This is a genomic window from Orenia sp. (assembly GCF_055140805.1).
Genome location: NZ_JBSQYM010000001.1, coordinates 18,592 through 42,748 on the forward strand (window position 1 = coordinate 18,592; position 24,157 = coordinate 42,748).

A 24,157-nucleotide genomic window follows, 5' to 3' on the forward strand; every position below is an offset into this window, starting at 1 on the left:
ATATAATAACTATTTAACCTTGACAATAATCTATTAATAACAAGAGACTAACTTTTATGTAATTTACGAAAATCAATCCAAATATCTAAAAAACCTATTAATAAACTCAAATAATTAATCATTGGCGTAAAGAAAAATATAGTTAACAAAATTAATGCAATTAATCTTCTATTTCTAAATTTAAGAAAATAGTAATAAAGCACAGATAGCCCTTCCATAAATAATAAGAAGGTAATTATTACAAAAATATTTTTCCCTATTATATTATTAAATAATATAATAGATATAATATAAATAATAGCTAATATTCTAGAAAACCTAAGCGATCTAAAAGAAAAATCTGGTTTATAATCATAGCCTAATTTGTTTAAAGTCAAACTACTGAAATAATAGTTAAACACTGAATTTATTATGGCAATACAGAAAGAAAATGCTAGATAGGTCTCCTTTAAGAAATTAATAGTTTGATTTATAACTTGATCAATATTAAACAAGCCCTCTTCTGACAGTCCAAATTGTTGATAAAATTCAGAAGATAATTGTAATATATTCTTTGATTCAGTAAAAATATCTATATTTAATATATAAGTTAATGTAGCTAAAATTAATAAAATTGATATAAAAGAAGTAATGATTCCAATTACTATAATGATTCTAGAAGAAAAACCTTCTTCAAAAGCAGCTCCCATAACAACCCCAACAAATCCTATTGTCAGAATAAATACTAAAGAAATTAAAGGGTCAATGAATATAAATAATATAAAAGCAGCTAAGATACTAGCTATTATACTAAACTTACTCTCTCTTCTAACAGCCAAAATAATCAAAGGGACAGGAGCTATAATCCCTAAAAAAGGCAAGAATAAGCCTAAAACGACTAACATAACCGTTATCATCGCAAATAATACACTCTCTATTATTATCTTGCTTTGCACTCTTACCCACCTCAAGTTCTGTCTTTTAGATGTTCTAATAGCTCACTTAAATCACCATACCAAGCCTCTATTTGATGCTTATCATTAATATTTAGTTCCAATTGTTTTTCCAGTTTTCTGTCTAATTGATCAAAAGAATATCCTAATCTCTTAGCTAATAAATATGTAGACATAATTATATTAGTCAAAATTTCTAATAACTTTGCTTCATTTTGTTTAATCATTAATTTAAATAGTAAGGAAACATTACTTAATATTTCAGTCTTTAACCATTCTATTATTTTCAAGTTTTTAGTTATAGAACCCTCGATAGAGTTGAACTTCTTCATGAGGAACCTCCTAATAAAGCAATATACCAATCAATATCTATAACCTAATTCTTCTTAAATCCGATTTTTCCTGCAAAGTAAAAATAAAAGGAGGCATAGATTGCCCCCCCCATTTATTAGTCAATTTTATAAGGTAATAAAGCGATATTTCTAGCTCTCTTAATAGCACTAGTTAATTCTCTTTGATGTTTTGCACAATTACCAGAAATTCTCCTTGGTAAAATTTTACCACGATCTGTTATATATTTACGTAGGATATTGATTCTTTTATAATCAATTTTATCTACTTTATTGGCACAAAAATCACATGATTTTCTTCTTCCTCGAGCCATCTGTTTTTCCCTCCTTTTAAATTTTTAGAAAGGGACTTCTATATCTTCTTCCATAGATTGTATATTACTATTATTGCTATTACTATTGCTACTAGTATTATCATTTCTATTAGAATTAGAATTATTATTACCCCAGTCTAAGAAGGTAACATTATTTGCTACAACCTCTGTAACCTTTCTTCTTTGTCCCTCATTGGTTTCATAATAACGAACCTGCATTCTTCCATCAACAGCAACTAGTCTTCCTTTTTCTAGGTGGTTTGCACAATTTTCTGCTTGCTTTCTCCAAACAACAATATCAACCCAGTCTACTTCCCGTTCACCTTGGGAATTTGTGTAATCTCGTTGTACTGCGAGAGTAAAGTTACATACTGCGGTTCCATTAGGAGTATATCTTAGTTCTGGATCAGCTCCCAATCTACCAATTAAAACAACTTTATTAAGCAAAATAAAACACCACCTTGTTATTATTCGTCTTTTAAAATTAAGTAACGAAGGACATTATCATCAAGCTTAAAGATTCTTTCTAACTCTTCAACAGTTGCAGGTTCACCTGCAAAGTTAACTAGTACATAGTATCCAGTCTTATCTTTGTTGATTTCATAAGCTAACTCTCTAGTTCCCTTTTTATCTAGATTAGCTACTTCACCACCGTTGTTAGCAATAACACCAGTCATCTTCTCGATTACTGCTTCAGTAGCTTCTTCGCCTAAATTAGACTTAATAATAAACATAGTTTCATATTTTCTCATCCGTTTCACCCCCCATTTGGTCAATGGCCCTGTATAGAGCATGGAATAACATAATAAATTATAACACTAGCTTGTCTAGATTTCAACTATTTTTTATTAGTTTATAGCCTTCAATAAATTTATTATGCTAAACCTTTGAATTTAAGCTTCATTAACTCAGAATTTATCCACTTTATATGGAGCATTACACATTGAATTTAAAGTAACATACATCTCCATCTTCAACAATGTAGTCTTTGCCTTCAAGTCTTAAAGTTCCAGCTTCCCTTGCTTTAGCAAAAGAACTCGCTTCTATTAGATCTTCATAACTGACTACTTCTGCCTTGATAAACCCTCGTTGCATATCAGTATGGATAACTCCAGCTGCTTCTGGTGCTGTAGCACCTTTTTTAACAGTCCATGCTCTTACTTCCTTCTCACCAGCCGTAAAGTAAGTGATAAGACCAAGTAATTCATATCCAGCTCTGATTAACTTATCCAAACCAGATTCTTTTATACCTAGCTCTTCTAAAAACATATCTTTTTCTTCCCCTTCAAGTTCAGCAATCTCTGCTTCTAAGCGGGCACTAATAGTTACTACTTTAGCATCTTCTCCAGCAGCCTTCTCCCTGACCTTTTGAACTAATTGGTTATCTTCCTGAGTAATCTCATCTTCTCCTATATTAGCAGCATAAAGAACTGGCTTTAAAGTTAATAGATTCAAATCACGAATTAACTTTTGCTCATCATTAGATAATCCAACACTTCTTGCAGGATTTCCTTCTTCTAATACTGGAACCAACTTATCTAAAACAGCCATCTGCTCTTTATAAATCTTCTCTCCTGTTTTAAGCATCTTTTGAGTTCTATCTCTCTTCTTAGTAGCACTCTCTAAATCTGCTAAAACAAGCTCTAATTCTATAATTTCAATATCTCTTAAAGGATCCACACTACCCTCTACATGGGTAATATTCTCATCATCAAAACACCTTACCACATGAACAATCGCATCTACCTCTCGAATATTTCCTAAAAACTTGTTACCTAGCCCCTCTCCCTTACTAGCACCTTTAACCAAACCAGCAATATCAACGAACTCAATTGCTGTTGGTACTGTCTTTTTTGGATCAATAACCTCTGTCAATTTATTTAACCTTTGATCTGGCACCTCTACAATTCCAATATTAGGATCAATTGTACAGAAAGGATAGTTTGCTGATTCAGCACCTGCTTCTGTAATTGCATTAAATAATGTTGATTTTCCTACATTAGGTAAACCAACAATTCCACATTTCATTCCCATCTAATAAACAGCTCCTTTATTTTAGTTTACAGTGTATAGTTGGTAGCTAAGTTCAAGATATTAAAATAATTTATTTATTTCACTAGTAACTATACACTATCAATTATCAACTTTCTTTTTAACACTCTTCTCAAATTTAGGACGTGGGAGCATAATCACTCTACCACATTCTATACATTTTATTCTAAAATCCATTCCTGTTCGCAAAATCTCCCATCTATCCTCTCCACAAGGGTGTTTCTTTCTAAATTGAACCACTTCACCAACAGAAAACTTCATTCTGCCACCTCCTAAAATTGTAACTAGATAAAACAACAGCTTAAACAAATATCATTACATAACTTTTATGTATATAGATTGAATTAAATAATTTCATTAATTAAAAATCAATAATTCAACTTATTTAGCGACGAATATAGCGAATTTAAAACAAAGAAAATTATAAATTATTAATTTATTCTTTTTGCCTTTTATTCGTGTAATTTGTGTTAATTCGTTGCAAAAAAAACTTTTTGATTCTTTAAAGAAAAACATTAGTTCAACTTATATAGATTTAAATTCTAAAGTTGGATGACTATATTATGGTCACCTATCAGTATATAAATAATTAAGAAAAATTGCAAGACAGAAAAATAGCTTAAGCTTAAGTTTAAACTTAAGCTTAAGCCAAAATAGATACTTAATTATACTCAAACTCAATCTTCTCTCTAAACTACTGCTTATTCACTATAACCATATGATTATAAGGGATATCAATCCCCTTCTCATCAAATCTTTCTTTTACTCTTTGGCGTATAATCCTTGCTATTTGCCATGATTCTAAAGGTTCTACCATAGCCACTAATCTGATATTAACACTTGAGCCTGCAAGTTCTTGTACTCCTTGTACTGTAGGCCCTTCATAAATTACTGGGTATTCATCTTTTAATTCATTAGATAGCTCTTTTAGGATTTCAATAGCCTCTTTAATATCTTGATCATAATCTATAGGAGCATCAATTACTACCCTTCTAGCTTCTGAACTAAGATTTGTGACCTGCTCTATCTTACCATTAGGAATAATATGTAAATCTCCATCGAAATTTCTTACCTTTGTAACCCTTAGCCCAATCTCTTGAACCACACCATCTATTCCTGCTACTTTGATATAGTCACCAATAGAAAATTGCTTTTCAAATAAGATAAAAAAACCTGTAATTACATCACGAACAAGGTTTTGAGCACCAAAACCTACAGCTAGTCCAACTACCCCTGCTCCTGCAATAATAGAAGTAGTTGGTACTCCTAAAACATCTAGTGCCATTGTTCCACCAAAAAAATAAAGGGTATATCTTAAGGCACTCTTTAAAACAATCTGTAAAGTTTTATTTCGTCTCTTTATATACTTGTCATGCCTTTCCTTCTCCTCAAATAAGCGATCAATTAAATAATTACCAAATTTTAAAATTAGCTTTCCAGCTATTAAAATACCTGCAATCTGCAATAAACCTATCCCAACCTTCATCAATAAATTAGGGTCTAAAATTTTAGCCAGAAACCGATTGAATAATTCTCCTAAATCAGTTATATTTTCCATAAATTTCACCCCTCCTTAAAGCCAATAATTTTTTGATCTTTATAAAAGATTCTAGGTACTCTTAAACCAATTCTACTAATAACTTCATAATTTATAGTTCCTAACTTGTAAGCCAGCTCATTTGCCGAAATCTCTTCTCCTCCTTCCTTCCCAAGCAGGGTTACTACATCTCCTACCTCTACTTCCATTCCAGATACATCTATCATCATCTGATCCATACATATATTACCAATCACTGGAACCCTCTGCCCTTTAAATAAAACCTCTACCTGACCAGATAAAGCCCTAGAATAACCATCATGATATCCTACAGGTAATGTAGCTATCTTAGTCTTAGATTTAGTTACATAAGTACATCCATAGCTAATTGCAGTTCCTGTCTTTACCTCTTTTACATGGACAATCTTGGCCTTCCAACTCATCGCCGACTTTAACTCTATTTGATTAGATAAAGTCTGGTCAGGATATAGTCCATATAAGATTATCCCCATTCTCACCATCTTATAATGAGCTTTAGGACAATTGATAATAGCTGCACTATTTGAAGTATGTATTATTGGAACCTCAATACCATTATCCTTTAAAAAATCGATTAACTGATTAAATCTATTTAATTGCTTAGCAGTATAAGCCTTATCTACATCAGATTTAGCAAAATGAGTAAAAATACCCTCAATTTTGATATTAGCTAAATTGGCAATTTTAAGTATCTCTTCTCCAGCCTCTTCAGCTATCAGTCCTATCCTTCCCATCCCTGTATCTATTTTAATATGTATTTTTATATCTATCCCTATTTGAGATAATTTTTTAGCTAAATCATAGGTGTAAACTGTTGGTGTTAAATTATATTCAACTATATCATCAATCTGATTAGATAATAAAGTTCCTAAAACTAAAATAGGAGCCTCTATTCCCGCTTCACGTAATTCCACTCCTTCATGTACTGTAGCTACTCCTAACCAGCCTACCCCCTCTTCCAAGGATACCTTAGCAATTTCACTAGCCCCATGACCATAACCATTTGCCTTAACAATTGCCATTATCTCTGTCTCTGGGCTTATAATTTTTTTTACCTGTCTGAGATTAAATTTGATGGCATCTAAATCTATATTTAACCAAGTCGGTCTTAAGTTTTTAATCTCCATAAATTCTCCTTCTTTCATAATAATATAATAAAATATTTAAATTATCTTTTGTAAATAACTATAAATCTCATAATTTATGAATATCTTCTAAAACTACTAAAATAACTAAAAATTAAAAATAGTAATAACCCTAAACTTAACTTCCCTAATTGCGGGTAAATTAATTCAACTAACCTAGCAAAAGGCATTTTTATAAAAGGAAGTACAAAAATCAAGATAATAAAGGTAACCTTTCTCTCAGATAATTCTAAACTGTCATTTAATCTGCTAGTTAAAGCATATAAATTACAACTAGCAGTTGTTAACATCGCTAACCATAAAGTACTTGAATAGATGTAATATAGATTATATTTGTAATCTGCAATGATATCTATAATAGGAATCTGACTATTTACTATCTCATTATAAAATTGAGATAAAAGATAATAAAGGAAAAAAGCTATCATCCCCAGAACTAATCCCCCACCAAAGATTCCACAGAACAACTCTCCTCTTTCTACCTCCAAACTCAAAGGAACTAATACTGTTAGTGCTAAAATCAGATTATATCCAGTATAAATAAAAGAAGAGGCTAGCCAATTTAATTCTAAATAATCATGTGGGAGAGTAATATCCAAATCATCTATAATCCCTCCAAGTACAGCTATTATAATAATAATTAATAGTGGAATTAAGATTGTATTTAGCTTCATAATACCTTCTACTCCATAGTAGTTGGACCAAAGAATAATTATTATTGTTAAGATTATTCCAAAGTTTATCTTATAATTAAAAAATTGATTAAATATCTCTTTACTACCTGCTAACATTACAATTAAACTACCTAATAAAAATAAAGTTAAGATTAAATCAGCTATAAAGCCAAATTTGCTTCCAGCAAGACTGTAAAATAAATCTTTATAATTACTTGCTTGTAAAGTATAACTGATTTGAACAATCAAAATACCTAAAACACTAAATAGTAACCCAGATAATATTATTCCTAATAAACCGTTATTACCATAAATAACAAAAAACCGTAATATTTCCTGTCCTGAAGCAAAACCTGCTCCAATAATCGCTCCAATATAGGTTACAGCTATCTGTAAACTTTTGCTTATCTTCACTTTATCCCCCCCTCAATCATTTATATGAAGGGAAAAAGAAATAAATTTAGGTAAAAGTTTACAGTTTAAATAAGATTAGATTTCCACATCTTAAGAAAGTAGCTAGTTTATAGTTAAAACTATATCTTTAATTAAAAAGTGGTGGATAAAAATGGATAAAAATATTTCCAATAAAGAAAACTATTACAAAAAATTAAATAATAATCCTAAAAACATAGCATCTACTAGCTTTAACAGACAGGAGCTATTAGAACAAAGTAGAGTCCATATCGATGATCCATTAGCAATTAGTCATCTTAAAAAGATTATTAGAAATAAATTAAAAACAAGATATAATCCCCAAAATCAAGAATTAATAGTAATATGTATTGGAACAGATAGATCGACTGGAGATTCTTTGGGTCCTTTGACAGGTTCAAAGTTATTAGATTTCCGTTTTAGAAATAACACAAAAATTTTTGGATCCCTAGAAAAACCTGTTCATGCTACAAATCTAGAAGAACATCTAAAATATATTAATATAAATTATTCTAATCCATTTATTATAGCAATTGATGCTAGCTTAGGAAGAAGTAGTAGTGTAGGTTCTATCAGTGTCAATGATGGACCTTTAAAACCAGGCTCTGGCGTCAATAAGAATCTCCCTCCTGTGGGAAATATACACATTACCGGTTTAGTAAATGTTTCTGGATATATGGAATATTTTGTACTGCAAAGCACTCGCTTAAGCTTAGTTATTAAAATGTCAAAAATAATTGCTTACTCTTTATTTCAGGAATTAAGAGAATACAATAGCTAAAGGCTTTGATTTATTTATTTAAATCAAAGCCTTTCCTTTATAGTATTTTATTCATCTTTAAATGTGCTATACCTGCTTCTTCAATTATATCATCTGAAAGTACATTAAAGCCATTATTCTTATAAAAATCAACAGCATGAGTTTGAGCATGCAGCAGCAACTCTTTAAGCCCTTCTTGTTTAGCAAAATCCATAACCTCAGATAATAATCTAGAACCTACTCCCTTGCTACGATACTCTTTTTTAATTGCCATCCTCTGTACTTTAGCCAAACTATCGTTAACTAACAACAATCTACAGGTTCCAACAACTGCTTCTGGTGTCTGAACTATAAAATGAATTGCTCTCTTATCATCTTCATCAAGCTCTAATTCAACTGGTACACTTTGTTCCTCAATAAAGACTTCCCTTCTCAATTCAAAGACTCTTTTTAACTCTTCTTCAGTAGTTACTCTTTTAAATTTCATATTAACCCTTCTTCTTATCTTTATCTTCTACTCTTTTAAAGATATTAGTAGAGTCATCATTAGAGTCTTGCTTGGATTTATTATCATTTACTTCTTCTTTACCTTTATTAGTTAACGATTTCTTAGATTCAGACATCTTCTGTTCAATATCTGCCTTAGAAGTGCTATTACCTTGGAAAGTTGCTCCATCATGAATAATTAAGTTACAGATAGATATATCACCGATTAACTTACCTGTCTCTACTATCTCTAATCTACCTTCAGCTTTTACATTACCTTCTACAACCCCAGCAATCATTATATTATCACCTTGGACATTAGCAGTTAACCTTCCTTCTTTACCTACGTAGATATCTCCTTGTACGATTAACTCTCCATCTAATTGTCCATCAATTCTAATTGATTCAGCCACTTGAATTGTTCCTTCAACATGTGTACCAGCACTAATAATTGTCCCGATACCCTTTGCTCTTTTATTTTTCTTCTTCTTTCCGAACATCTATAGCCCTCCTATTTGTAAAATAACTATTTTATATAGTCCATTGGATTAACTACTTTTCCTTTGTATCGAATTTCATAATGTAAATGAGGTCCGGTACTACGTCCAGAATTACCTGATAGTGCAATTACATCTCCTCGTTCAACCCATTGTCCACTCTTTACTAATACCCTATTATTATGTGCATATACGGTCTTATAGCCATAGCCATGGTCAATTACAACCTTTCTGCCATAACCGTCATTTCTATTACCTGCAAAGATTACTCTACCTTTCCCTGTGGCAATAACCTTATGATTATACCAAATTCCGATATCTATCCCATCATGAAATAGCCTCTTTTTTAATACTGGATGATAACGATATCCAAAAGGTGAAGTAATTCGGCCTTGTCCACTTCTAATTGGCCACCCTTGAGGTTTAGCCTCTATAAACCTATTATGTTCTACTACCTTCTGTTTTAAATTATATAATTCTTTTTTTTGTTTCGGCATTACTTCTTTTAGCATAACTAAATTGGCTTCTATATACTGGATCATATCACTGCCCTTATCATCGGAGTTCTCAAAATCATAATATCCAATATTATTACTCATATCAGTTTGCATTTCATCGCTTTTACTGATATCATCTTTACCATTAATCAACTCTCTAATCTCTTGTTTTTCAGTTATAATATCTCCAAATTCATTATTTATCTTCTCTATCTCATTAATAAACTCCGATAACCTCTGTTCATAATACTCTTTCTCTTCTTTGAGAACCTGGTTCTTCTCCTTGTAAGGAATTAAATTATCAATCTCACTTTGAGCTTGGTTATACTCTCCATAATAATACAATAAACAGCCTAATAGAACAGTAACAGAAATAAATATACATAAAAAGATAAACTTAATACTACTTTTAGAGATACGTAAGGTTCGAATATCACCATCGGTATGGGGAACAATTGTTAAAGTTATTTTGCGTTTTCCTTTATTGTAAGACATAATACTGTCCCCTCCATTTTATAGATTAAGTATACACTATTAAAACTAAATACCTGACTAAACAACTAAACTTATTACAATTATTCTACATAAAAAACATTTTTCCTCTTTTTTATCAACATTTCAAATTAATTATTTTATTGAATAAAGTTTATATTATTTAAGATAAAAGTACTATAATGTCATAACTTATAATATAATCTTACTGATTAGCAAATTAAATTATAACGGTTATTTATTATAGTTACGGAACAATTTGGATGTTAGGAAAGGAAGATAGCTAATTGGGTAAAAAGTTTAAAACCTCACCTTCTAGCCACCTAATTACCCAAATAAAAAACTCTCTCAATCTACATATTCCCCTACCATCCATATTCATATTTAACTAAGACAAGATACTTTACATAATTAGAATAAGTAAACTAAAGCAATTACTACAAAAATAGCCGGCAATAAATTCCCAACTTTAATTTTGGTTATATTTAGCATATTTAAAGCAATTGCCAAAATTAATAGTCCCCCTGTTGCTGTCATTTCAGTAATGATAGGGTCGGTCAAAAAGACCTTGACCTGACTTGCTAGTAAAGTAATAGCACCCTGATATAAGAAGACAGGTATTGCTGATAAAATAACTCCTATGCCTAAAGTAGAAGCAAAGGCTATTCCAGAAAACCCATCTAATAAAGCTTTGGCATATAATGTAGAGGGGTCATGCTGTAATCCATCCTGAATAGCCCCCATTATTGCCATAGCACCAACACAATAGATTAAGCTACATTGGACAAAACCTTCCGCTACTCTACCTCTATTTCCTAGCCTTCTCTCAAACCATTTACCGATACTTTCTAATTTATCCTCTATGTTAATTGCTTCTCCAATCAATCCACCTATTAATAAGCTAAAGATAATATAAGTTGGGTTGTTAGTACTTAATGCCATCTGTATACCTATCAGTAATACTGATAAACTCAATCCCTGCATAACAGTTTCCTTAAATCTCTTCTTTAACTTAGCTCCAAGCATTATTCCTAAACTACCTCCTATGATAATCGAGATAGTATTAACTATAGTCCCCTTCATATTCTCTCTCCTTCATTATTCCTTGATTTTATAAAGAAATTATACTTTTATCTCTTAATTCCTGCTAAAACAGTAAAAAGAGAGGATTTTTCCTCTCTTTTTTGCACTAATCCTTTATCTTCCATTCTTTATACAATTTCTCTGCTGCTATCCCTGGATGGGTCATCTCATTTGGACTCAAAATTTGCTCCAGCTCTTCTTCACTAAAGAGTCCTCTCTCTAACACAGACTCTCTGACCTTCTTTTCTCCTGTTAAAACCTCTTTAGCAATCTCTGTTGTTAATTTATATCCTAAATAAGGATTTAATGCTGTTAGTAGTCCCAAACTATCTTCTAATAGCTCTTGGCATCGCTCTTGATTAGCTTCAATTCCTATAATACATCTCTCTCTAAAGATTTTTACACCATTTTTTAAGACTGTTAAACTCTCTAGTAATTTATCGGCTAATAACGGGGTCATTACATTTAGCTCCAATTGACCTGATTGAGCAGCCAAGGTAATGGCTTGATCATTACTGATTACTAGAAAAGCTACTTGATTGATCGCTTCAGGAATTACTGGATTAATCTTACCTGGCATAATTGAAGAACCTACCTGTACTTGAGGTAATTTAATCTCACCTATTCCTCCTTTAGGTCCTGAACTTAATAACCTTAAATCATTAGCAATTTTATTTAAGTTTACAGCTAAAGCCTTCAATAAACCTGAAACCTCTACAAAAACATCTAAATTTTGTGTATTATCTATCATATTCTCTGCATGAGCCAAGTTTAGACCTGTTATGTTTCTAATTTCTTTGACAACTTTGAAGATATACTTACGGGGAGCATTTAAACCTGTACCTATAGCTGTCCCACCTAAATTAATCTGCTTTAATCGCTCAGCTACTTTAAATAATCTCCACCTGTCACGACTAATCGTTTCTGCATAAGCAGAGAACTCCTGTCCTAAAGTAATAGGGACAGCATCCTGTAGTTGAGTCCGACCTAATTTGAGATAATTGGCAAATTCCCTCTCTTTTTCTTGTAATGCTTCCTGTAAGTTAGCCACCTCTTCACTTAAGGGTATCAATAATTTTAAAGCAGAAATTCTGACAGCAGTCGGATAGACATCATTGGTAGATTGGCTTAGATTAATATCTTCATTGGGGTGAACTAGACTGTAATCCCCCTTCTGTCCACCTAACAGCTCAATTGCTCGATTAGCAATCACTTCATTAACCATCATATTGGTCGATGTCCCAGCCCCACCCTGTAAGGCATCTAAAATAAACTCCTCATCAAATTTTCCTGCTAAGATTTCCTTACAAGCTTTTAGGACAGCTTCTTTCTTCTCTTCACTGACCTTATCCAACTCATAATTAGTAATTATAGCAGCCATTTTAATTTGAACTATCGCCTTAATCAACTCTAAATTGACCTTTCTGCCAGTAAAGTTAAAGTTTTCAGCAGACCTTAAAGTACTAATTCCATAATAGCTTTCATCTTTAAGTTCTCTAACCCCTAATAAGTCCTCTTCAACTCTCATTAATCTTCCTCCCAGACCATTTGAGCCAAGGGAAAAGGTTCTAAGGCTCTATCTAAAATACCATGTACATAAGCAATTAGCATCCCATAATTAACGATTGGAACACCTAAACTATCAGCCTTCTTCAACCTATATAAAATCTCTTTGCGATTGGTCATACATCCGCCACATTGAACAATTAAACTATACTCCTCAACATTATCAGGAAATTCCCTTCCAGCCACATGGTCAAATTCCAACTCTCCACCTACTTCTTGGCGTAACCAGCGAGGAATTTTGACAGTTCCAATATCATCAGCAGTCCGATGGTGGGTACAGCTTTCACAGATTAACACCTTATCTCCTACCTTAAGTTTAGAGATTCCTTTAGCACCTCTAGTAAAGATCTCTAAATCACCCTTATAGCGAGCAAATAAGACTGAGAATCCAGTCAACATAATATCTTCTGGTACATCGGCAGCCACCTTCATAAAGGCTTGAGAATCAGTAACTACAATTTTAGGCTTCTTTTTAAGACTATCTAAAGCACCTTTTAACTCTGTTTCTTTAACTACTACTGCTTGGGCATCATTATCGAGAATATCTCGCAAGGTTTGAACCTGTGGTAAGATTAATCTACCCTTAGGAGCAGCCAAATCTATGGGAATAACCAATACGACTATATCTTGAGGTTTGATTAAATCTCCAATAATATGGGGTTCTTCAAATTTCTCTGGAGCTTGTAGGATTATCTCTTTCTTTAGCTCTTCTATCCCTGCCTGCTCTTTAGCACTGACTTTCAATAATTTAATACCTAACTCTTTCATTAAAGAATTTAATTCTAACTGGTCAAATTTGTCCTCTTTATTGACTACACCTACAACCGAAATCTCCCGTTCCTCTAATTCAGCCAGTAAGTTCTTCTCATATTCATCTACTCCTACTTCAGGATCAATTACCAATAAAGCTAAATCTGTCCTACTTAAAGCCTCTTTGGTCTTTTTAATTCTTAATTCACCTAGCTCACCTACATCATCAATTCCTGCCGTATCAATCATAGTCACTGGTCCAATCGGTAAGATTTCCATTGACTTATAGACTGGGTCAGTTGTTGTTCCTGCTACATCAGAAACCACAGCCAAATCCTGATTGGTCAGTGCATTGATTAAGCTAGATTTACCAGCATTTCTCCTCCCTAACAGAGCAATGTGTAATCTATTAGCCTGTGGTGTGTTTTGCATAATTCTTCACCTCCGAAGTTATATGAAAAGTGTGAGTTATTAGTGTTAGTGTAAGTAAATTCTAATATATAGTACTCACACTAACACTCACACTATCCACTTATTTTTCATTAATTCTTTTAAAATAATGTGGTGAATCTCCCCACTCACCATACACAATCTCATCACCTACTGTGCCTACTCTAGCAGCTAAGCAGTTCTTACAGTCAGAAGCCTCTTCATCAATACAGGGCTTATTCTCATAAAGCTGATATTCAGTTCTATATTTTCTATGAGTAATAATCGGCATTAGGATATTAGCTCCTGCCTTTAATGCCATCTCACGCCCTACTGGATTTAGAGCCTGTAAAGCAGTAGTTGCTGCAATATTAATATCCTTCATTAATAATCTTAAGATTGCTACCATCTTCAATCCCCAATTAAGGTTTCTAGTCTTTAAAACTTTATTATCTTCAACATCCTTAGCTGTCGGGGTATCTTCATGGAGAACATAAGGTCCCATCCCAACCATATCAATATCATTTTCTTTAAAGAAGATTAAATCATCAACTAAATTTTCTATAGTCTGACCTGGGAATCCAATCATTACTCCAGTACCTACTTGATAACCAATCTCCTTCATCTCTGCTAAACATTCTAATCTACGTTTAAAGTCATGGTCATCTGGGTGAAGGGAATTGTATAACTCTTGATTAGAACTCTCTATTCTAAGTAAATAACGATGGGCTCCTAAATCATACCAACGCTGATAGGTTTCCTTACTCTGCTCCCCTAAGGACAAGGTAATCCCCAATTCATCATTACTTAATTCTTTAATCTTTTTAATGATATTATCAACAAATTCAATAAACTCTTTATCACTTCTCTCACCGGATTGGAGAACGATTGACCCATAGTTATTTTCATAAGCCCATTTAGCTCTATCTAAGATTTCTTCCTCCGTCATAGTAAATCTATCTACCTTATGATTATCCTTTCTGATTCCACAATAATTACAGTTCTTAACACATACATTACTGAACTCTATTAAACCCCGATAGTAAACCTTCTGTCCTATATATTCAGCTTTAACCTCATAAGCTTTATCATATAATTTCTGCAAATCTTCTTTATCTTCTAAATTCATTAAATCGATTAAATCATCCCTAGTCAATTTATCTTTGTTCAAAATAGCTTCTAACTCCATATAATACCCTCTTTCTGCTTTATTTTTTATCTGAATTAAAATAATTATTAAAGAGTAAACTTAACTCCTCTTTTAATTCATCATCTATATTCTGTCCTAATAGTAGAAAATCCTTATTTTCGCCTATTACTCTAGAGTCAGTAAATTGTTCTTCTCCAATCTTAAAAAGATAATCAATCCTCTTTCCTTCCTTCTTATTAAGCCAGACTTTGACATTATCTTGATTAACAGCATTGCTTAGCTCTTCTTTAAAAGTATAAATCTCTTTTTTCATCTTCAATCTCCCCTAATTTAGCTTCAATCTTCTCTTTAGTCTTCTCATCTTCTATCTCAGCCAATTTTTCTTGGATCAACTTCTCCCCAACCTCTTTAGTCTTCTTAGAAGCATAATCCTCTAAGTATTCTTTAAAGGTTAATAGAGCATTAGGCCCACAGTATCTTTTGATAAAGCCAGGAATAGCAAATTCCATAAAATGTTCTCCTGTCCTTCCTAAGCGATAACAGGCAGTACAGAAGGAAGGAATATATCCATCACTAAGCAATTCATAAATTACATCATCTAAAGAACGACTATCTCCTATCATAAACTGCTCACGGTTTATATCTTGTTCATCATCAGCATCAGCATAACCATTTATCTCTATCTTAGTTCCAGCATCAATCTGTGAAACCCCTAATTTAATAGCTTCTCTTCTTAATTTAGCATCTTCACGTGCGGTTAAGATTAAACCAGTATAAGGAACAGCAAGTCTTAAGATAGCTATTATTCGTTTCAGTTCTTGGTCATTAACAAAGTGTTTATCATCTATGCTTACATTACTAGCTTCCTTTAATCTAGGAAAAGAGATTGTATGAGGACCAACATTGTACTTCTCTTCAAGGTGAATTGTATGCTCTAATAGTCCCATTACTTCATACTTCCAATCATATAGCCCAAATAATACTCCAATCCCTACATCATCAATTCCAGCTTCCATTGCCCTATCTAGTCCTGTTACTCGCCATTCAAAGTCTTTTTTAGGTCCAGAATGGTGTACCTTTTGATAAGTTTCATGATGATAAGTCTCCTGGAAGATCTGATAAGTTCCAATACCAACCTCTTTTAATTTCTTATAGCCCTCTACATCTAAAGGAGCAGCATTGATATTAACCCGTCTAATCTCTCCTTTATCCTCTCGAGTATCATACACAGCCTCTACAGTCTTGGCAATAAAGTCTGCATCATAATCTGGACTCTCTCCATAGACTAAGATAGAACGTTTCTGCCCTTTTTTCTCCATCGCCTTGACTTCTTCCTGCAATTCTTTAATAGTCAAAGTACAGCGATCAATTTCAGTATTAGAAGCCTTAAAACCACAGTATTCACAGTTATTGATACATTTATTTCCTACATATAAAGGAGCAAATAATACTATTCTATCACCATAAACTTTGTTCTTTAACTCCTCAGCACCTTTAAATATTCTCTCAATCCATTCTGGCTTGTCAGCTTGTAACAAAGTAGCCGTCTCTTCTAAAGATAATCTCTCTTTATTTAATGACTTATTAATAATTTGCTCTATCTTCTCTTCTGTCGGTTTTGCCTCTGCTAAAATCTCCTCTAACTTCCCATCATCAATAAAATCCTTTGACATATTTATCACTCCTCTTGAGATTTTTTTCACATTTATAAATAAAAAAAGACTTACCACAGAGATAAGTCTTGACATACTAGCCCTAAGACACTCTCTCCCTATGATTAGGATACCCCTTTCATTTAGAGAACTTGTATTAATATTTCACTTCATCCCTCTAAACCAGGAAAAATCCCAATCTATTAGGATGTTTCATGTGAAACATCAAGATATTCAGATTTAGTTATATTATACATCATGAAAAAGAAAGTTTCAAACAACTTCTTCCTATTTATCTAATACCTCAATGATTCTAGATAAGTCATCATTAGAATAATATTCAATAACTATCTTACCCTTCTTCTTGCCAGATTGTATTGCTACCTTAGTTCCTAAAATACCTCTTAACTTCTCTTCAACTATAGTTACGTTTGGATCTTTTTTAGTTGTATTTTTCTTCTTAGGTTGACTTGATTTACTCTTTAACCATTTAATCAATTTCTCAGTTTCTCTTACACTTAATTCTTTATCAATAATTTCTTGAGCTACTTCCTTCTGCAGATCAATATCTTCAATAGCCAATAATGCACGAGCATGTCCCATTGCTAGAGTTCCACGTGAAACATACTCTTTGATTTCATCAGGTAATTTTAATAATCTTAAAGAATTAGCTATACTAGAACGGCTTTTACCAACCCGTTTAGCCAATTGAGCTTGTACCAAATTAAAAGTATCAATTAATTGTTGATAAGCCTCAGCCTCTTCAATCGGATTTAAGTCTTTTCTCTGTAAATTTTCAATTAAAGCAATCTCCATCATCTGTTGTTCATCAATATCTGTAATAATTGCTTCTATCTCTTTTAGTTTTAAACTCTTAGAAGCTCTATATCTTCTCTCCCCTGCCACAATCTGATAACCTGAATCACTCTCAGCCTTTCTCACTATGATAGGTTGAATCAATCCATGCTCTTTGATAGACTGAGTCAACTCATCTAATTCCTCCTGATTAAAGATCTTTCTTGGTTGATAAGGATTAGGCTCAATCAACTTTAAATCAATCTTCTTTACCTGTGAATTCTCACCTTCTATTAACTTAGTATCGGAATTACTAATTAAAGCATTTAACCCTCTTCCTAATCTTCTTTTAGACACGCACAATCACTTCCTTTGCCAATTCTAAATATGCTTTAGCACCTGTAGATCTCTTATCATAGACATTAATCGGTTCTCCAAAACTTGGTGCTTCACTTAAACGTACATTTCTAGGAATAACAGTCTTATAAACCATCTGACCAAAATGATCTTTAACTTCATAGCTAACCTGCTCTGATAAATTTGTTCTAGAATCATACATTGTTAATAAAACACCATTTATATCGATATCAGGGTTTAATCCCTCTTTAATTAAGTCAATGGTACTTAATAGCTGACTTAATCCCTCTAAAGCATAATACTCACATTGAATAGGAATCAATACAGAATCAGCTGCTGCTAATGAATTCAAAGTCAATAATCCCAAAGAAGGAGGACAATCTATTAAGATATAATCATAATCTTCCTTTACCTCATTTATTGCATTCTTAACCTTATATTCTCTAGAGATACTCGATACCAACTCAATCTCTGCCCCTGCTAACTCTAAAGTTGCAGGAACAATATCCAACCCTTCTATAATAGTACTTTTCATTATTTCACTCAGCTTCTTTCCTTCTATTAGCACTCCATAGATGCAATCTTCTATCTTAGACTTGTCCACTCCAACACCACTAGTCGCATTCCCTTGAGGGTCTATATCCAATAATAGAACCCTCTTACCTAACTCTGCTAAATAACTTCCTAAATTGACAGTTGTAGTACTCTTTCCTACTCCACCTTTTTGATTAACAATTGCAATAGTCTTTCCCATCTTTTTCACCTCTTAACTCCAATTATTTTATCTAAAATTAATATCAATTACCTCTTCTGATAATCCATTTTATTCCTAATATACTATTAATAGTTCGTGAAATAAAGATAAATTCCTTTTGAGATAATTATAAATAAAATAATTTTAATTAGATATAGAGTTAAGAAGTTATAGATATTTTAAATAAATAGGAAGCAGATTATCTGCTTCCTATTTACTGACCTTAAATTTGCTAATAGCAAGAAGTTTATCATCAACATAAAAATAAATAGAATATTCTCCAAACAAGCTTGGTACCATAAACTGACTTTTATTCTTACTAATAAAACTAATATAGTCTCTAACTACAGAATCTGAAAAATCACTTAGATTCAAGTAATTAATTAATCTATCTTTGGGATCAAACCATTTAATTGAAATATCATGATTCTTATTATCAGGAATCCACTCAATATAGTATTGGACTCCTTTATGGTTACTTAAACTAAATTCATCTCTATATGTAACGGGAAAACCTTCTTTATTCAAACCTTCAGTTGTCAATAAAGTATTAATCCTTATCTGAGCAAATACCGATACTGAACTCACTGATAGGATTAAAAATAATAAAAAAAATTTGATTATGGCTCCTTTAATAAAATCCTTAAAATTAATTTGAAAAATATTATATCTAAACAATAAAATCACCCTTTCGGAAGATATAGCTATATCTATTTTCTCCAAAAGGGATAATTTTATAAATGATTATATATGTTCACATAGATGAGCAATTCTAAAGTAAGACTCAATGGAGATATTACTACATTAGTGGGAATCAGGAGTCAGGAACCAGTTATCAGTAAAACAGACTGATTCTAGATTCCCGATTCCTGACACGAAAGTGTTGTACTCTCTATAGCGACATTTTAAAATTAGCTGGCTATAAAGGTTTCTTCTTTGGCTTTCCTGCTCTTCTTGGATAATTATTAGGAGTAGCTACTACCTTATCGATAATTACTAAATTTCTCTCTGCATCTGTATAAGGCAAGTCTACCTCTACAACATCCATAATCATACCTCCCAAGATTTCAATAGCATTTGTCCCCTCTACTACCTCTTCTTTCACATTAGTACCACGCTGAGCAACAAAAGAACCCCCAACCTTAACAAAAGGAAGAGTATACTCAGATAATACATCTAATGAAGCTACTGCTCGAGCTAAGACATAGTCATATTTTTCTCGATATTTTTTATCTTGCCCATAATCTTCAGCTCGACCATGAATACACTCTACGTCCTTTAATCCAAGCTCTATAGCAACATGCTCTAAGAAGTTAATTCTCTTTTTTAAAGAATCAAGCAAAGTCACTTTTAAATCAGGATAGATAATCTTTAGAGGCATTCCTGGAAATCCAGCCCCTGTCCCTACATCAATAATTCTCTCATTACCATCTATATCCATACCTTCTACACAAGAAATTGAATCTAAAAAATGCTTAATTACAATCGCATCTGGCTCTTCTAGACCAGTTAAATTCATCTTTTGATTCCATTCATTTAAGATATCCATATAGTTAATAAATTGTTCCACTTGCTTTGCTGTTAATTCAATCCCAAACTGCTTTGCACCTTCTACTAACTTCTCCTTATAATCCACTAATCTCTCCCCTTACTTCTTTCTAGTTGTTCTAAATAGATAGTAAGTACTGAAATATCAGCTGGTGATACTCCAGAAATTCTGCCTGCTTGACCTAAAGATAGAGGCCTAATCTCATTTAACTTCTCCTTAGCCTCTAATCTCAAGCTCTTTACTTGGTTGTAATCTATATCTTCAGGTAATTTCTTATTCTCTAATTCCTGTTGCTTTTTAATCTGCTCTTGTTGCTTTTTAATATATCCTTCATACTTAAGCTGAATCTCTACCTCTTCTCTAACTGAATAAGGTAATCGAGGTCGATCTTGGTCCAACTTAGCTAAGACTTTATAACTTAACTCTGGACGTCTAATTAACTTTGCTAATGTCACCTTATTATTAATTTTGGTACTTCCCAATTGAACTAAATACTCCTGTACCCCTTCATCTGTTGGATAGATCTCTGTATTCTCTAATCGTTCTATCTCTTCCTTAATTGCTTCTTTTTTAGCTAAAAACCTTTGATATCTCTCTTCAGATATCAAACCTATCTCATATCCTAATTTAGTTAATCTCAAATCAGCATTGTCTTGGCGTAATACCAAGCGATACTCAGCACGAGAGGTCAACATCCGATAAGGTTCATGAGTACCTTTAGTTACTAAATCATCAATTAATACCCCAATATATGCCTCTGATCGTTTTAAAATAAAAGGTTCTTTACCCTGAATATCTAAGACCGCATTGATTCCAGCCATCAATCCCTGTCCGCCAGCCTCCTCATAACCACTAGTTCCATTGAGTTGTCCTGCTGTATAGAGATTCCTAATCATCTTAGTCTCTAAGGTTGGCTTTAAAGTAGTTGGATCAATGCAATCATATTCAATAGCATAGGCTGGACGAATAATCTCAGCCTGCTCAAAGCCAGGTAAGGTTCTTAACATCTCTACCTGTACATCAACAGGCATACTAGTAGAGAAACCAGATAAGTACATCTCATAGATATATTCTCCTTCAGGCTCTACAAATAATTTATGGCGACCTTTATGTTGAAACCTATATACCTTAGTCTCAATAGAAGGACAATATCGTGGACCCTCTCCACTAATATCACCATTGAACATTGGAGAACGGTCAATATTATCTAAAATAACTTTATGGGTGTCCTCATTAGTATGGACAATCCAGCAATCTTGTCTTTGAAGATTATTCTTGATATTATCATTTTCAAAAGAAAATGCAATCTTATCTTCAAATTCAGGTTGTAATTCCAACTTACTAAAATCTATAGTTCGCTTATCAACACGTGGTGGAGTTCCAGTCTTAAATCTAAAGAGCTTAAACCCTATCTCCTTTAGATTATCCGATAGAGCATTTGATGGGAATTGATTGTGAGGACCAGAGCTATATCTAGTCTCTCCAATAATAATCTCCCCCTTTAAGAAGGTTCCTGTAGTTAAAATAACCTTCTTAGCCTTAAAAGTTATTCCTGTCTTTATCTTAACACCAGTAACAGCACCATCTTCAACTATCAGCTCTTCTACCATAGCTTGGCGTACATCTAGATTCTCCTGCTCCTCTAAGACCTTCTTCATCTCAATATGGTACATCTTCTTATCTGCTTGAGCTCGCAAAGCATGGACAGCAGGACCTTTACCTGTATTAAGCATTCTAATTTGGATACAGGTCTTATCAATATTCTTGGCCATCTCTCCACCTAAAGCATCAATTTCACGGACAATATGGCTTTTAGCGGGTCCTCCAATGGCTGGATTACAAGGCATCAAGGCAATATTATCTAAATCAACAGTTAATGCTAAGGTCTTAGCACCCATTCTAGCAGCTGCTAAGGCGGCTTCACAACCTGCATGCCCTGTTCCAACTACTATTACATCATACTCTCTCATTCTTCTCCTCCTCTCTGCATCTCCTCTAAATAAATCATCAATACTGAAATATCAGCTGGAGATACCCCAGAAATCCTTGAAGCCTGTCCAATTGACATCGGTCTAATGTTATCTAACTTCTCTCGCGCTTCTTTTCTTAAATTAGTTAATTGGTGATAATCGATATCTTGAGGAATCTTCTTCTCCTCCATATATTTAAACTTATCAACTTGCTTTAACTGTCTACTGATATAACCACGATATTTAGTCTCAATCTCTAACTGTTCTCCTACCTCTTCATCTACCTCTGGAGCTTCTTGACTAAACCTCTTTAAATCCTTGTAACTAACTTCTGGTCTTTCAAGAATAGTAGCTAAACTAACGGCTTTCTTTAAGCCACCACTACCTAATTCCTCTAAAAGTCCACGAACCTCTTTAGTTGGAGTAACCGTTATTTCATTTAATTTAGCTAAGTTCTCTTTAATTGCAGTTCTTTTAGCTTCAACCTTATTATAATTCTCTTCACTGATTAATCCAAGCTTATATCCAATTGGGGTTAACCTTAAATCTGCATTATCCTGGCGTAAAATCAAACGGTACTCTGCTCTAGATGTTAACATACGATAAGGTTCACTAGTACCTTTAGTAACCAGATCATCAATCAATACTCCAATATAAGAATCAGAACGTTTTAAAATCAATGGCTCTTCACCTTTTATATCTAATACAGCATTAATCCCTGCCATTAATCCTTGAGCAGCAGCCTCTTCATATCCACTAGTTCCATTAAGCTGACCTGCTGTATATAAACCAGTTATAACCTTATTCTCCATCGTTGGCTTTAGTTGATATGGTGGAATATACTCATACTCTACTGCATAGCCTGGTCTCATAATCTCAGCCTTCTCTAACCCCGGAACACTACGGACAACCTTTAGCTGAATCTCTTCTGGCATACTTGTAGTTAATCCATTAAGGTAAAGTTCATTTGTATATAGGCCTTCTGGCTCAACAAAGACCTGATGGGTCAACTTATCAGGAAATCTCATAATCTTGCGGTCAATTGATGGACAATAGCGAGGACCACTCCCTTCCACAATCCCTGTTGATAAAGGGGAGTGTTCAATATTCTCTACCATCACCACTCTTGTCTCCTCTCCAGTATAGGTTAACCAGCAATCACGAGTCTCTCTTTCTTCATATTTTCTAAAAAAAGAAAACTTAAGTGGCTCTTGGGAGCTTGGATGAAGAGTCATCTTTTCAGGTTCTATAGTATTTCTATCTATTCTAGGTGGAGTTGCTGTCTGGAACCTCTCCAAACTAATTCCTGCTTCTTTCAAACTTTTAGCTAAATCAGTAGCAGCAAACTCCCCTTGCCTTCCTCCTGTATACTTAACATCACCAATAATAACTTTCCCATCAAGGGAAGTACCTGTAGTTAGGACTATTTTCTTAGCAGCATAGGTGACTCCAGTAATTGTTTTTATACCTTTTACTATATTATCTTCTATTACTAGATCTGTTACTATAGTCTGCTTTAAATCTAAATTCTCTTGCTCTTGTAAAACCTTAGTCATTTCAAATTGATACTTCTGCTTATCAGCTTGAGCTCTTAAAGCATGAACAGCAGGACCTTTAGATGTATTAAGCATTCTAATATTGATATAAGATTTATCTATATTCTTAGCCATCTCTCCACCAAGAGCATCTATCTCACGGACAATATGCCCTTTAGCAGGACCTCCTATTGATGGATTACAAGGCATTAAAGCAATATGATCAGCATTTAATGTCAAAATTAATGTTTTAGCACCCATCCTAGCAGCAGCTAAAGCTGCTTCACAACCAGCATGCCCTGCACCAACCACTATAATATCATAGTCTGTCATCATTACTCCTCCTATATAACAAGTTAC

The 24,157-nt window shown here is 33.2% G+C and carries 26 protein-coding genes; 1 reads left to right on the forward strand and 25 read right to left on the reverse strand.

The window, feature by feature from the left end:
- Positions 1-47: 47 nt before the first annotated feature.
- The 10 genes from ACTCDL_RS00080 to ACTCDL_RS00125 form a co-directional block, all read right to left on the reverse strand.
- On the reverse strand, positions 48-935 hold the full coding sequence (locus ACTCDL_RS00080) for a DUF2232 domain-containing protein (RefSeq protein WP_463173142.1): 888 nt from the start codon (positions 933-935) through the stop codon (positions 48-50).
- 11 nt (positions 936-946) lie between these two features.
- Complete coding sequence (locus ACTCDL_RS00085) at positions 947-1,264, reverse strand: MazG-like family protein (protein ID WP_463173143.1); 318 nt, start codon at positions 1,262-1,264, stop codon at positions 947-949.
- A 116-nt stretch (positions 1,265-1,380) separates the two neighbouring features.
- Positions 1,381-1,596, reverse strand: a complete 216-nt coding sequence (gene rpsR, locus ACTCDL_RS00090) for a 30S ribosomal protein S18 (protein ID WP_068714555.1) — start codon at positions 1,594-1,596, stop codon at positions 1,381-1,383.
- Between the two features lie 24 nt (positions 1,597-1,620).
- Positions 1,621-2,043 carry a single-stranded DNA-binding protein gene (locus ACTCDL_RS00095; RefSeq protein ID WP_463173144.1) on the reverse strand — a complete coding sequence of 141 codons (423 nt, stop codon included), beginning with the start codon at positions 2,041-2,043 and terminating at the stop codon, positions 1,621-1,623.
- 20 nt (positions 2,044-2,063) lie between these two features.
- Positions 2,064-2,348, reverse strand: coding sequence for a 30S ribosomal protein S6 (rpsF, locus tag ACTCDL_RS00100; protein ID WP_463173146.1), 285 nt, complete (start codon positions 2,346-2,348; stop codon positions 2,064-2,066).
- Positions 2,349-2,532: 184 nt separating this feature from the next.
- A complete protein-coding gene (gene ychF / locus ACTCDL_RS00105) occupies positions 2,533-3,630 on the reverse strand; it encodes a redox-regulated ATPase YchF (protein WP_463173147.1) in 1,098 nt (365 codons plus the stop codon).
- 99 nt (positions 3,631-3,729) lie between these two features.
- Complete coding sequence (locus ACTCDL_RS00110) at positions 3,730-3,909, reverse strand: DUF951 domain-containing protein (protein ID WP_463173148.1); 180 nt, start codon at positions 3,907-3,909, stop codon at positions 3,730-3,732.
- A 433-nt stretch (positions 3,910-4,342) separates the two neighbouring features.
- Complete coding sequence (locus tag ACTCDL_RS00115; RefSeq protein ID WP_463173149.1) at positions 4,343-5,206, reverse strand: mechanosensitive ion channel family protein; 864 nt, start codon at positions 5,204-5,206, stop codon at positions 4,343-4,345.
- A 5-nt stretch (positions 5,207-5,211) separates the two neighbouring features.
- Positions 5,212-6,369 carry an alanine racemase gene (gene alr, locus ACTCDL_RS00120; RefSeq protein ID WP_463173150.1) on the reverse strand — a complete coding sequence of 386 codons (1,158 nt, stop codon included), beginning with the start codon at positions 6,367-6,369 and terminating at the stop codon, positions 5,212-5,214.
- Between the two features lie 56 nt (positions 6,370-6,425).
- Positions 6,426-7,457 (reverse strand): YkvI family membrane protein, encoded by a 1,032-nt coding sequence (locus ACTCDL_RS00125; protein WP_463173151.1) that lies wholly within the window; start codon positions 7,455-7,457, stop codon positions 6,426-6,428.
- Between the two features lie 151 nt (positions 7,458-7,608).
- Between ACTCDL_RS00125 and yyaC the strand changes: the two genes are divergently transcribed.
- Positions 7,609-8,256, forward strand: a complete 648-nt coding sequence (gene yyaC, locus ACTCDL_RS00130) for a spore protease YyaC (protein ID WP_463173152.1) — start codon at positions 7,609-7,611, stop codon at positions 8,254-8,256.
- Positions 8,257-8,293: 37 nt separating this feature from the next.
- On the opposite strand, the gene ACTCDL_RS00135 is transcribed toward yyaC, so the two are convergent.
- The 15 genes from ACTCDL_RS00135 to mnmG (ACTCDL_RS00205) form a co-directional block, all read right to left on the reverse strand.
- The gene (locus ACTCDL_RS00135) at positions 8,294-8,722 is read right to left on the reverse strand and encodes a GNAT family N-acetyltransferase (RefSeq protein WP_463173154.1); all 429 of its coding nucleotides are present in this window, start codon (positions 8,720-8,722) and stop codon (positions 8,294-8,296) included.
- 1 nt (position 8,723) lies between these two features.
- A complete protein-coding gene (locus ACTCDL_RS00140) occupies positions 8,724-9,221 on the reverse strand; it encodes a bactofilin family protein (RefSeq protein ID WP_463173156.1) in 498 nt (165 codons plus the stop codon).
- Between the two features lie 26 nt (positions 9,222-9,247).
- Positions 9,248-10,210, reverse strand: a complete 963-nt coding sequence (locus ACTCDL_RS00145) for a peptidoglycan DD-metalloendopeptidase family protein (RefSeq protein ID WP_463173157.1) — start codon at positions 10,208-10,210, stop codon at positions 9,248-9,250.
- A 408-nt stretch (positions 10,211-10,618) separates the two neighbouring features.
- Positions 10,619-11,290: a DUF554 domain-containing protein gene (locus ACTCDL_RS00150; protein WP_463173159.1), complete on the reverse strand. Its 672-nt coding sequence runs from the start codon at positions 11,288-11,290 to the stop codon at positions 10,619-10,621.
- A 106-nt stretch (positions 11,291-11,396) separates the two neighbouring features.
- On the reverse strand, positions 11,397-12,818 hold the full coding sequence (locus ACTCDL_RS00155; RefSeq protein ID WP_463173161.1) for an aspartate ammonia-lyase: 1,422 nt from the start codon (positions 12,816-12,818) through the stop codon (positions 11,397-11,399).
- Entirely contained in the window at positions 12,818-14,038 is a 1,221-nt protein-coding gene (gene hydF, locus ACTCDL_RS00160) for a [FeFe] hydrogenase H-cluster maturation GTPase HydF (protein WP_463173162.1), read from the reverse strand. The genes ACTCDL_RS00155 and hydF overlap by 1 nt, the downstream gene beginning before the upstream one ends.
- Before the next feature lie 100 nt (positions 14,039-14,138).
- Positions 14,139-15,224: a [FeFe] hydrogenase H-cluster radical SAM maturase HydE gene (gene hydE, locus ACTCDL_RS00165; RefSeq protein WP_463173164.1), complete on the reverse strand. Its 1,086-nt coding sequence runs from the start codon at positions 15,222-15,224 to the stop codon at positions 14,139-14,141.
- A 19-nt stretch (positions 15,225-15,243) separates the two neighbouring features.
- Complete coding sequence (locus ACTCDL_RS00170; RefSeq protein ID WP_463173166.1) at positions 15,244-15,498, reverse strand: hypothetical protein; 255 nt, start codon at positions 15,496-15,498, stop codon at positions 15,244-15,246.
- Positions 15,473-16,858: a [FeFe] hydrogenase H-cluster radical SAM maturase HydG gene (gene hydG, locus ACTCDL_RS00175; RefSeq protein WP_463173167.1), complete on the reverse strand. Its 1,386-nt coding sequence runs from the start codon at positions 16,856-16,858 to the stop codon at positions 15,473-15,475. The genes ACTCDL_RS00170 and hydG overlap by 26 nt, the downstream gene beginning before the upstream one ends.
- A 267-nt stretch (positions 16,859-17,125) precedes the next feature.
- On the reverse strand, positions 17,126-17,989 hold the full coding sequence (locus tag ACTCDL_RS00180; RefSeq protein WP_463173168.1) for a ParB/RepB/Spo0J family partition protein: 864 nt from the start codon (positions 17,987-17,989) through the stop codon (positions 17,126-17,128).
- On the reverse strand, positions 17,982-18,743 hold the full coding sequence (locus tag ACTCDL_RS00185) for a ParA family protein (RefSeq protein ID WP_463173170.1): 762 nt from the start codon (positions 18,741-18,743) through the stop codon (positions 17,982-17,984). Before ACTCDL_RS00185 ends, ACTCDL_RS00180 begins: the two co-directional genes overlap by 8 nt.
- A 210-nt stretch (positions 18,744-18,953) precedes the next feature.
- Entirely contained in the window at positions 18,954-19,331 is a 378-nt protein-coding gene (locus tag ACTCDL_RS00190; RefSeq protein WP_463173172.1) for a hypothetical protein, read from the reverse strand.
- Positions 19,332-19,662: 331 nt separating this feature from the next.
- Positions 19,663-20,379: a 16S rRNA (guanine(527)-N(7))-methyltransferase RsmG gene (gene rsmG / locus ACTCDL_RS00195; protein ID WP_463173173.1), complete on the reverse strand. Its 717-nt coding sequence runs from the start codon at positions 20,377-20,379 to the stop codon at positions 19,663-19,665.
- Positions 20,379-22,262, reverse strand: a complete 1,884-nt coding sequence (gene mnmG / locus ACTCDL_RS00200; protein WP_463173175.1) for a tRNA uridine-5-carboxymethylaminomethyl(34) synthesis enzyme MnmG — start codon at positions 22,260-22,262, stop codon at positions 20,379-20,381. The genes rsmG and mnmG (ACTCDL_RS00200) overlap by 1 nt, the downstream gene beginning before the upstream one ends.
- On the reverse strand, positions 22,259-24,130 hold the full coding sequence (gene mnmG / locus ACTCDL_RS00205) for a tRNA uridine-5-carboxymethylaminomethyl(34) synthesis enzyme MnmG (RefSeq protein ID WP_463173177.1): 1,872 nt from the start codon (positions 24,128-24,130) through the stop codon (positions 22,259-22,261). Before mnmG (ACTCDL_RS00205) ends, mnmG (ACTCDL_RS00200) begins: the two co-directional genes overlap by 4 nt.
- Positions 24,131-24,157 lie beyond the last annotated feature (27 nt).

Excerpts from the sequence above, each read along its gene's own strand:
- ACTCDL_RS00085 (WP_463173143.1), bottom strand. The coding sequence starts at position 1,264 with ATGAAGAAGTTCAACTCTATCGAGGGTTCTATAACTAAAAACTTGAAA.
- rpsR (WP_068714555.1), bottom strand. The coding sequence starts at position 1,596 with ATGGCTCGAGGAAGAAGAAAATCATGTGATTTTTGTGCCAATAAAGTA.
- rpsF (WP_463173146.1), bottom strand. The coding sequence starts at position 2,348 with ATGAGAAAATATGAAACTATGTTTATTATTAAGTCTAATTTAGGCGAA.
- ychF (WP_463173147.1), bottom strand. The coding sequence starts at position 3,630 with ATGGGAATGAAATGTGGAATTGTTGGTTTACCTAATGTAGGAAAATCA.
- ACTCDL_RS00110 (WP_463173148.1), bottom strand. The coding sequence starts at position 3,909 with ATGAAGTTTTCTGTTGGTGAAGTGGTTCAATTTAGAAAGAAACACCCT.
- ACTCDL_RS00115 (WP_463173149.1), bottom strand. The coding sequence starts at position 5,206 with ATGGAAAATATAACTGATTTAGGAGAATTATTCAATCGGTTTCTGGCT.
- alr (WP_463173150.1), bottom strand. The coding sequence starts at position 6,369 with ATGAAAGAAGGAGAATTTATGGAGATTAAAAACTTAAGACCGACTTGG.
- yyaC (WP_463173152.1), top strand. The coding sequence starts at position 7,609 with ATGGATAAAAATATTTCCAATAAAGAAAACTATTACAAAAAATTAAAT.
- ACTCDL_RS00135 (WP_463173154.1), bottom strand. The coding sequence starts at position 8,722 with ATGAAATTTAAAAGAGTAACTACTGAAGAAGAGTTAAAAAGAGTCTTT.
- ACTCDL_RS00140 (WP_463173156.1), bottom strand. The coding sequence starts at position 9,221 with ATGTTCGGAAAGAAGAAGAAAAATAAAAGAGCAAAGGGTATCGGGACA.
- ACTCDL_RS00145 (WP_463173157.1), bottom strand. The coding sequence starts at position 10,210 with ATGTCTTACAATAAAGGAAAACGCAAAATAACTTTAACAATTGTTCCC.
- ACTCDL_RS00150 (WP_463173159.1), bottom strand. The coding sequence starts at position 11,290 with ATGAAGGGGACTATAGTTAATACTATCTCGATTATCATAGGAGGTAGT.
- ACTCDL_RS00155 (WP_463173161.1), bottom strand. The coding sequence starts at position 12,818 with ATGAGAGTTGAAGAGGACTTATTAGGGGTTAGAGAACTTAAAGATGAA.
- hydF (WP_463173162.1), bottom strand. The coding sequence starts at position 14,038 with ATGCAAAACACACCACAGGCTAATAGATTACACATTGCTCTGTTAGGG.
- hydE (WP_463173164.1), bottom strand. The coding sequence starts at position 15,224 with ATGGAGTTAGAAGCTATTTTGAACAAAGATAAATTGACTAGGGATGAT.
- ACTCDL_RS00170 (WP_463173166.1), bottom strand. The coding sequence starts at position 15,498 with ATGAAAAAAGAGATTTATACTTTTAAAGAAGAGCTAAGCAATGCTGTT.
- hydG (WP_463173167.1), bottom strand. The coding sequence starts at position 16,858 with ATGTCAAAGGATTTTATTGATGATGGGAAGTTAGAGGAGATTTTAGCA.
- ACTCDL_RS00185 (WP_463173170.1), bottom strand. The coding sequence starts at position 18,743 with ATGGGAAAGACTATTGCAATTGTTAATCAAAAAGGTGGAGTAGGAAAG.
- mnmG (WP_463173175.1), bottom strand. The coding sequence starts at position 22,262 with ATGAGAGAGTATGATGTAATAGTAGTTGGAACAGGGCATGCAGGTTGT.
- mnmG (WP_463173177.1), bottom strand. The coding sequence starts at position 24,130 with ATGACAGACTATGATATTATAGTGGTTGGTGCAGGGCATGCTGGTTGT.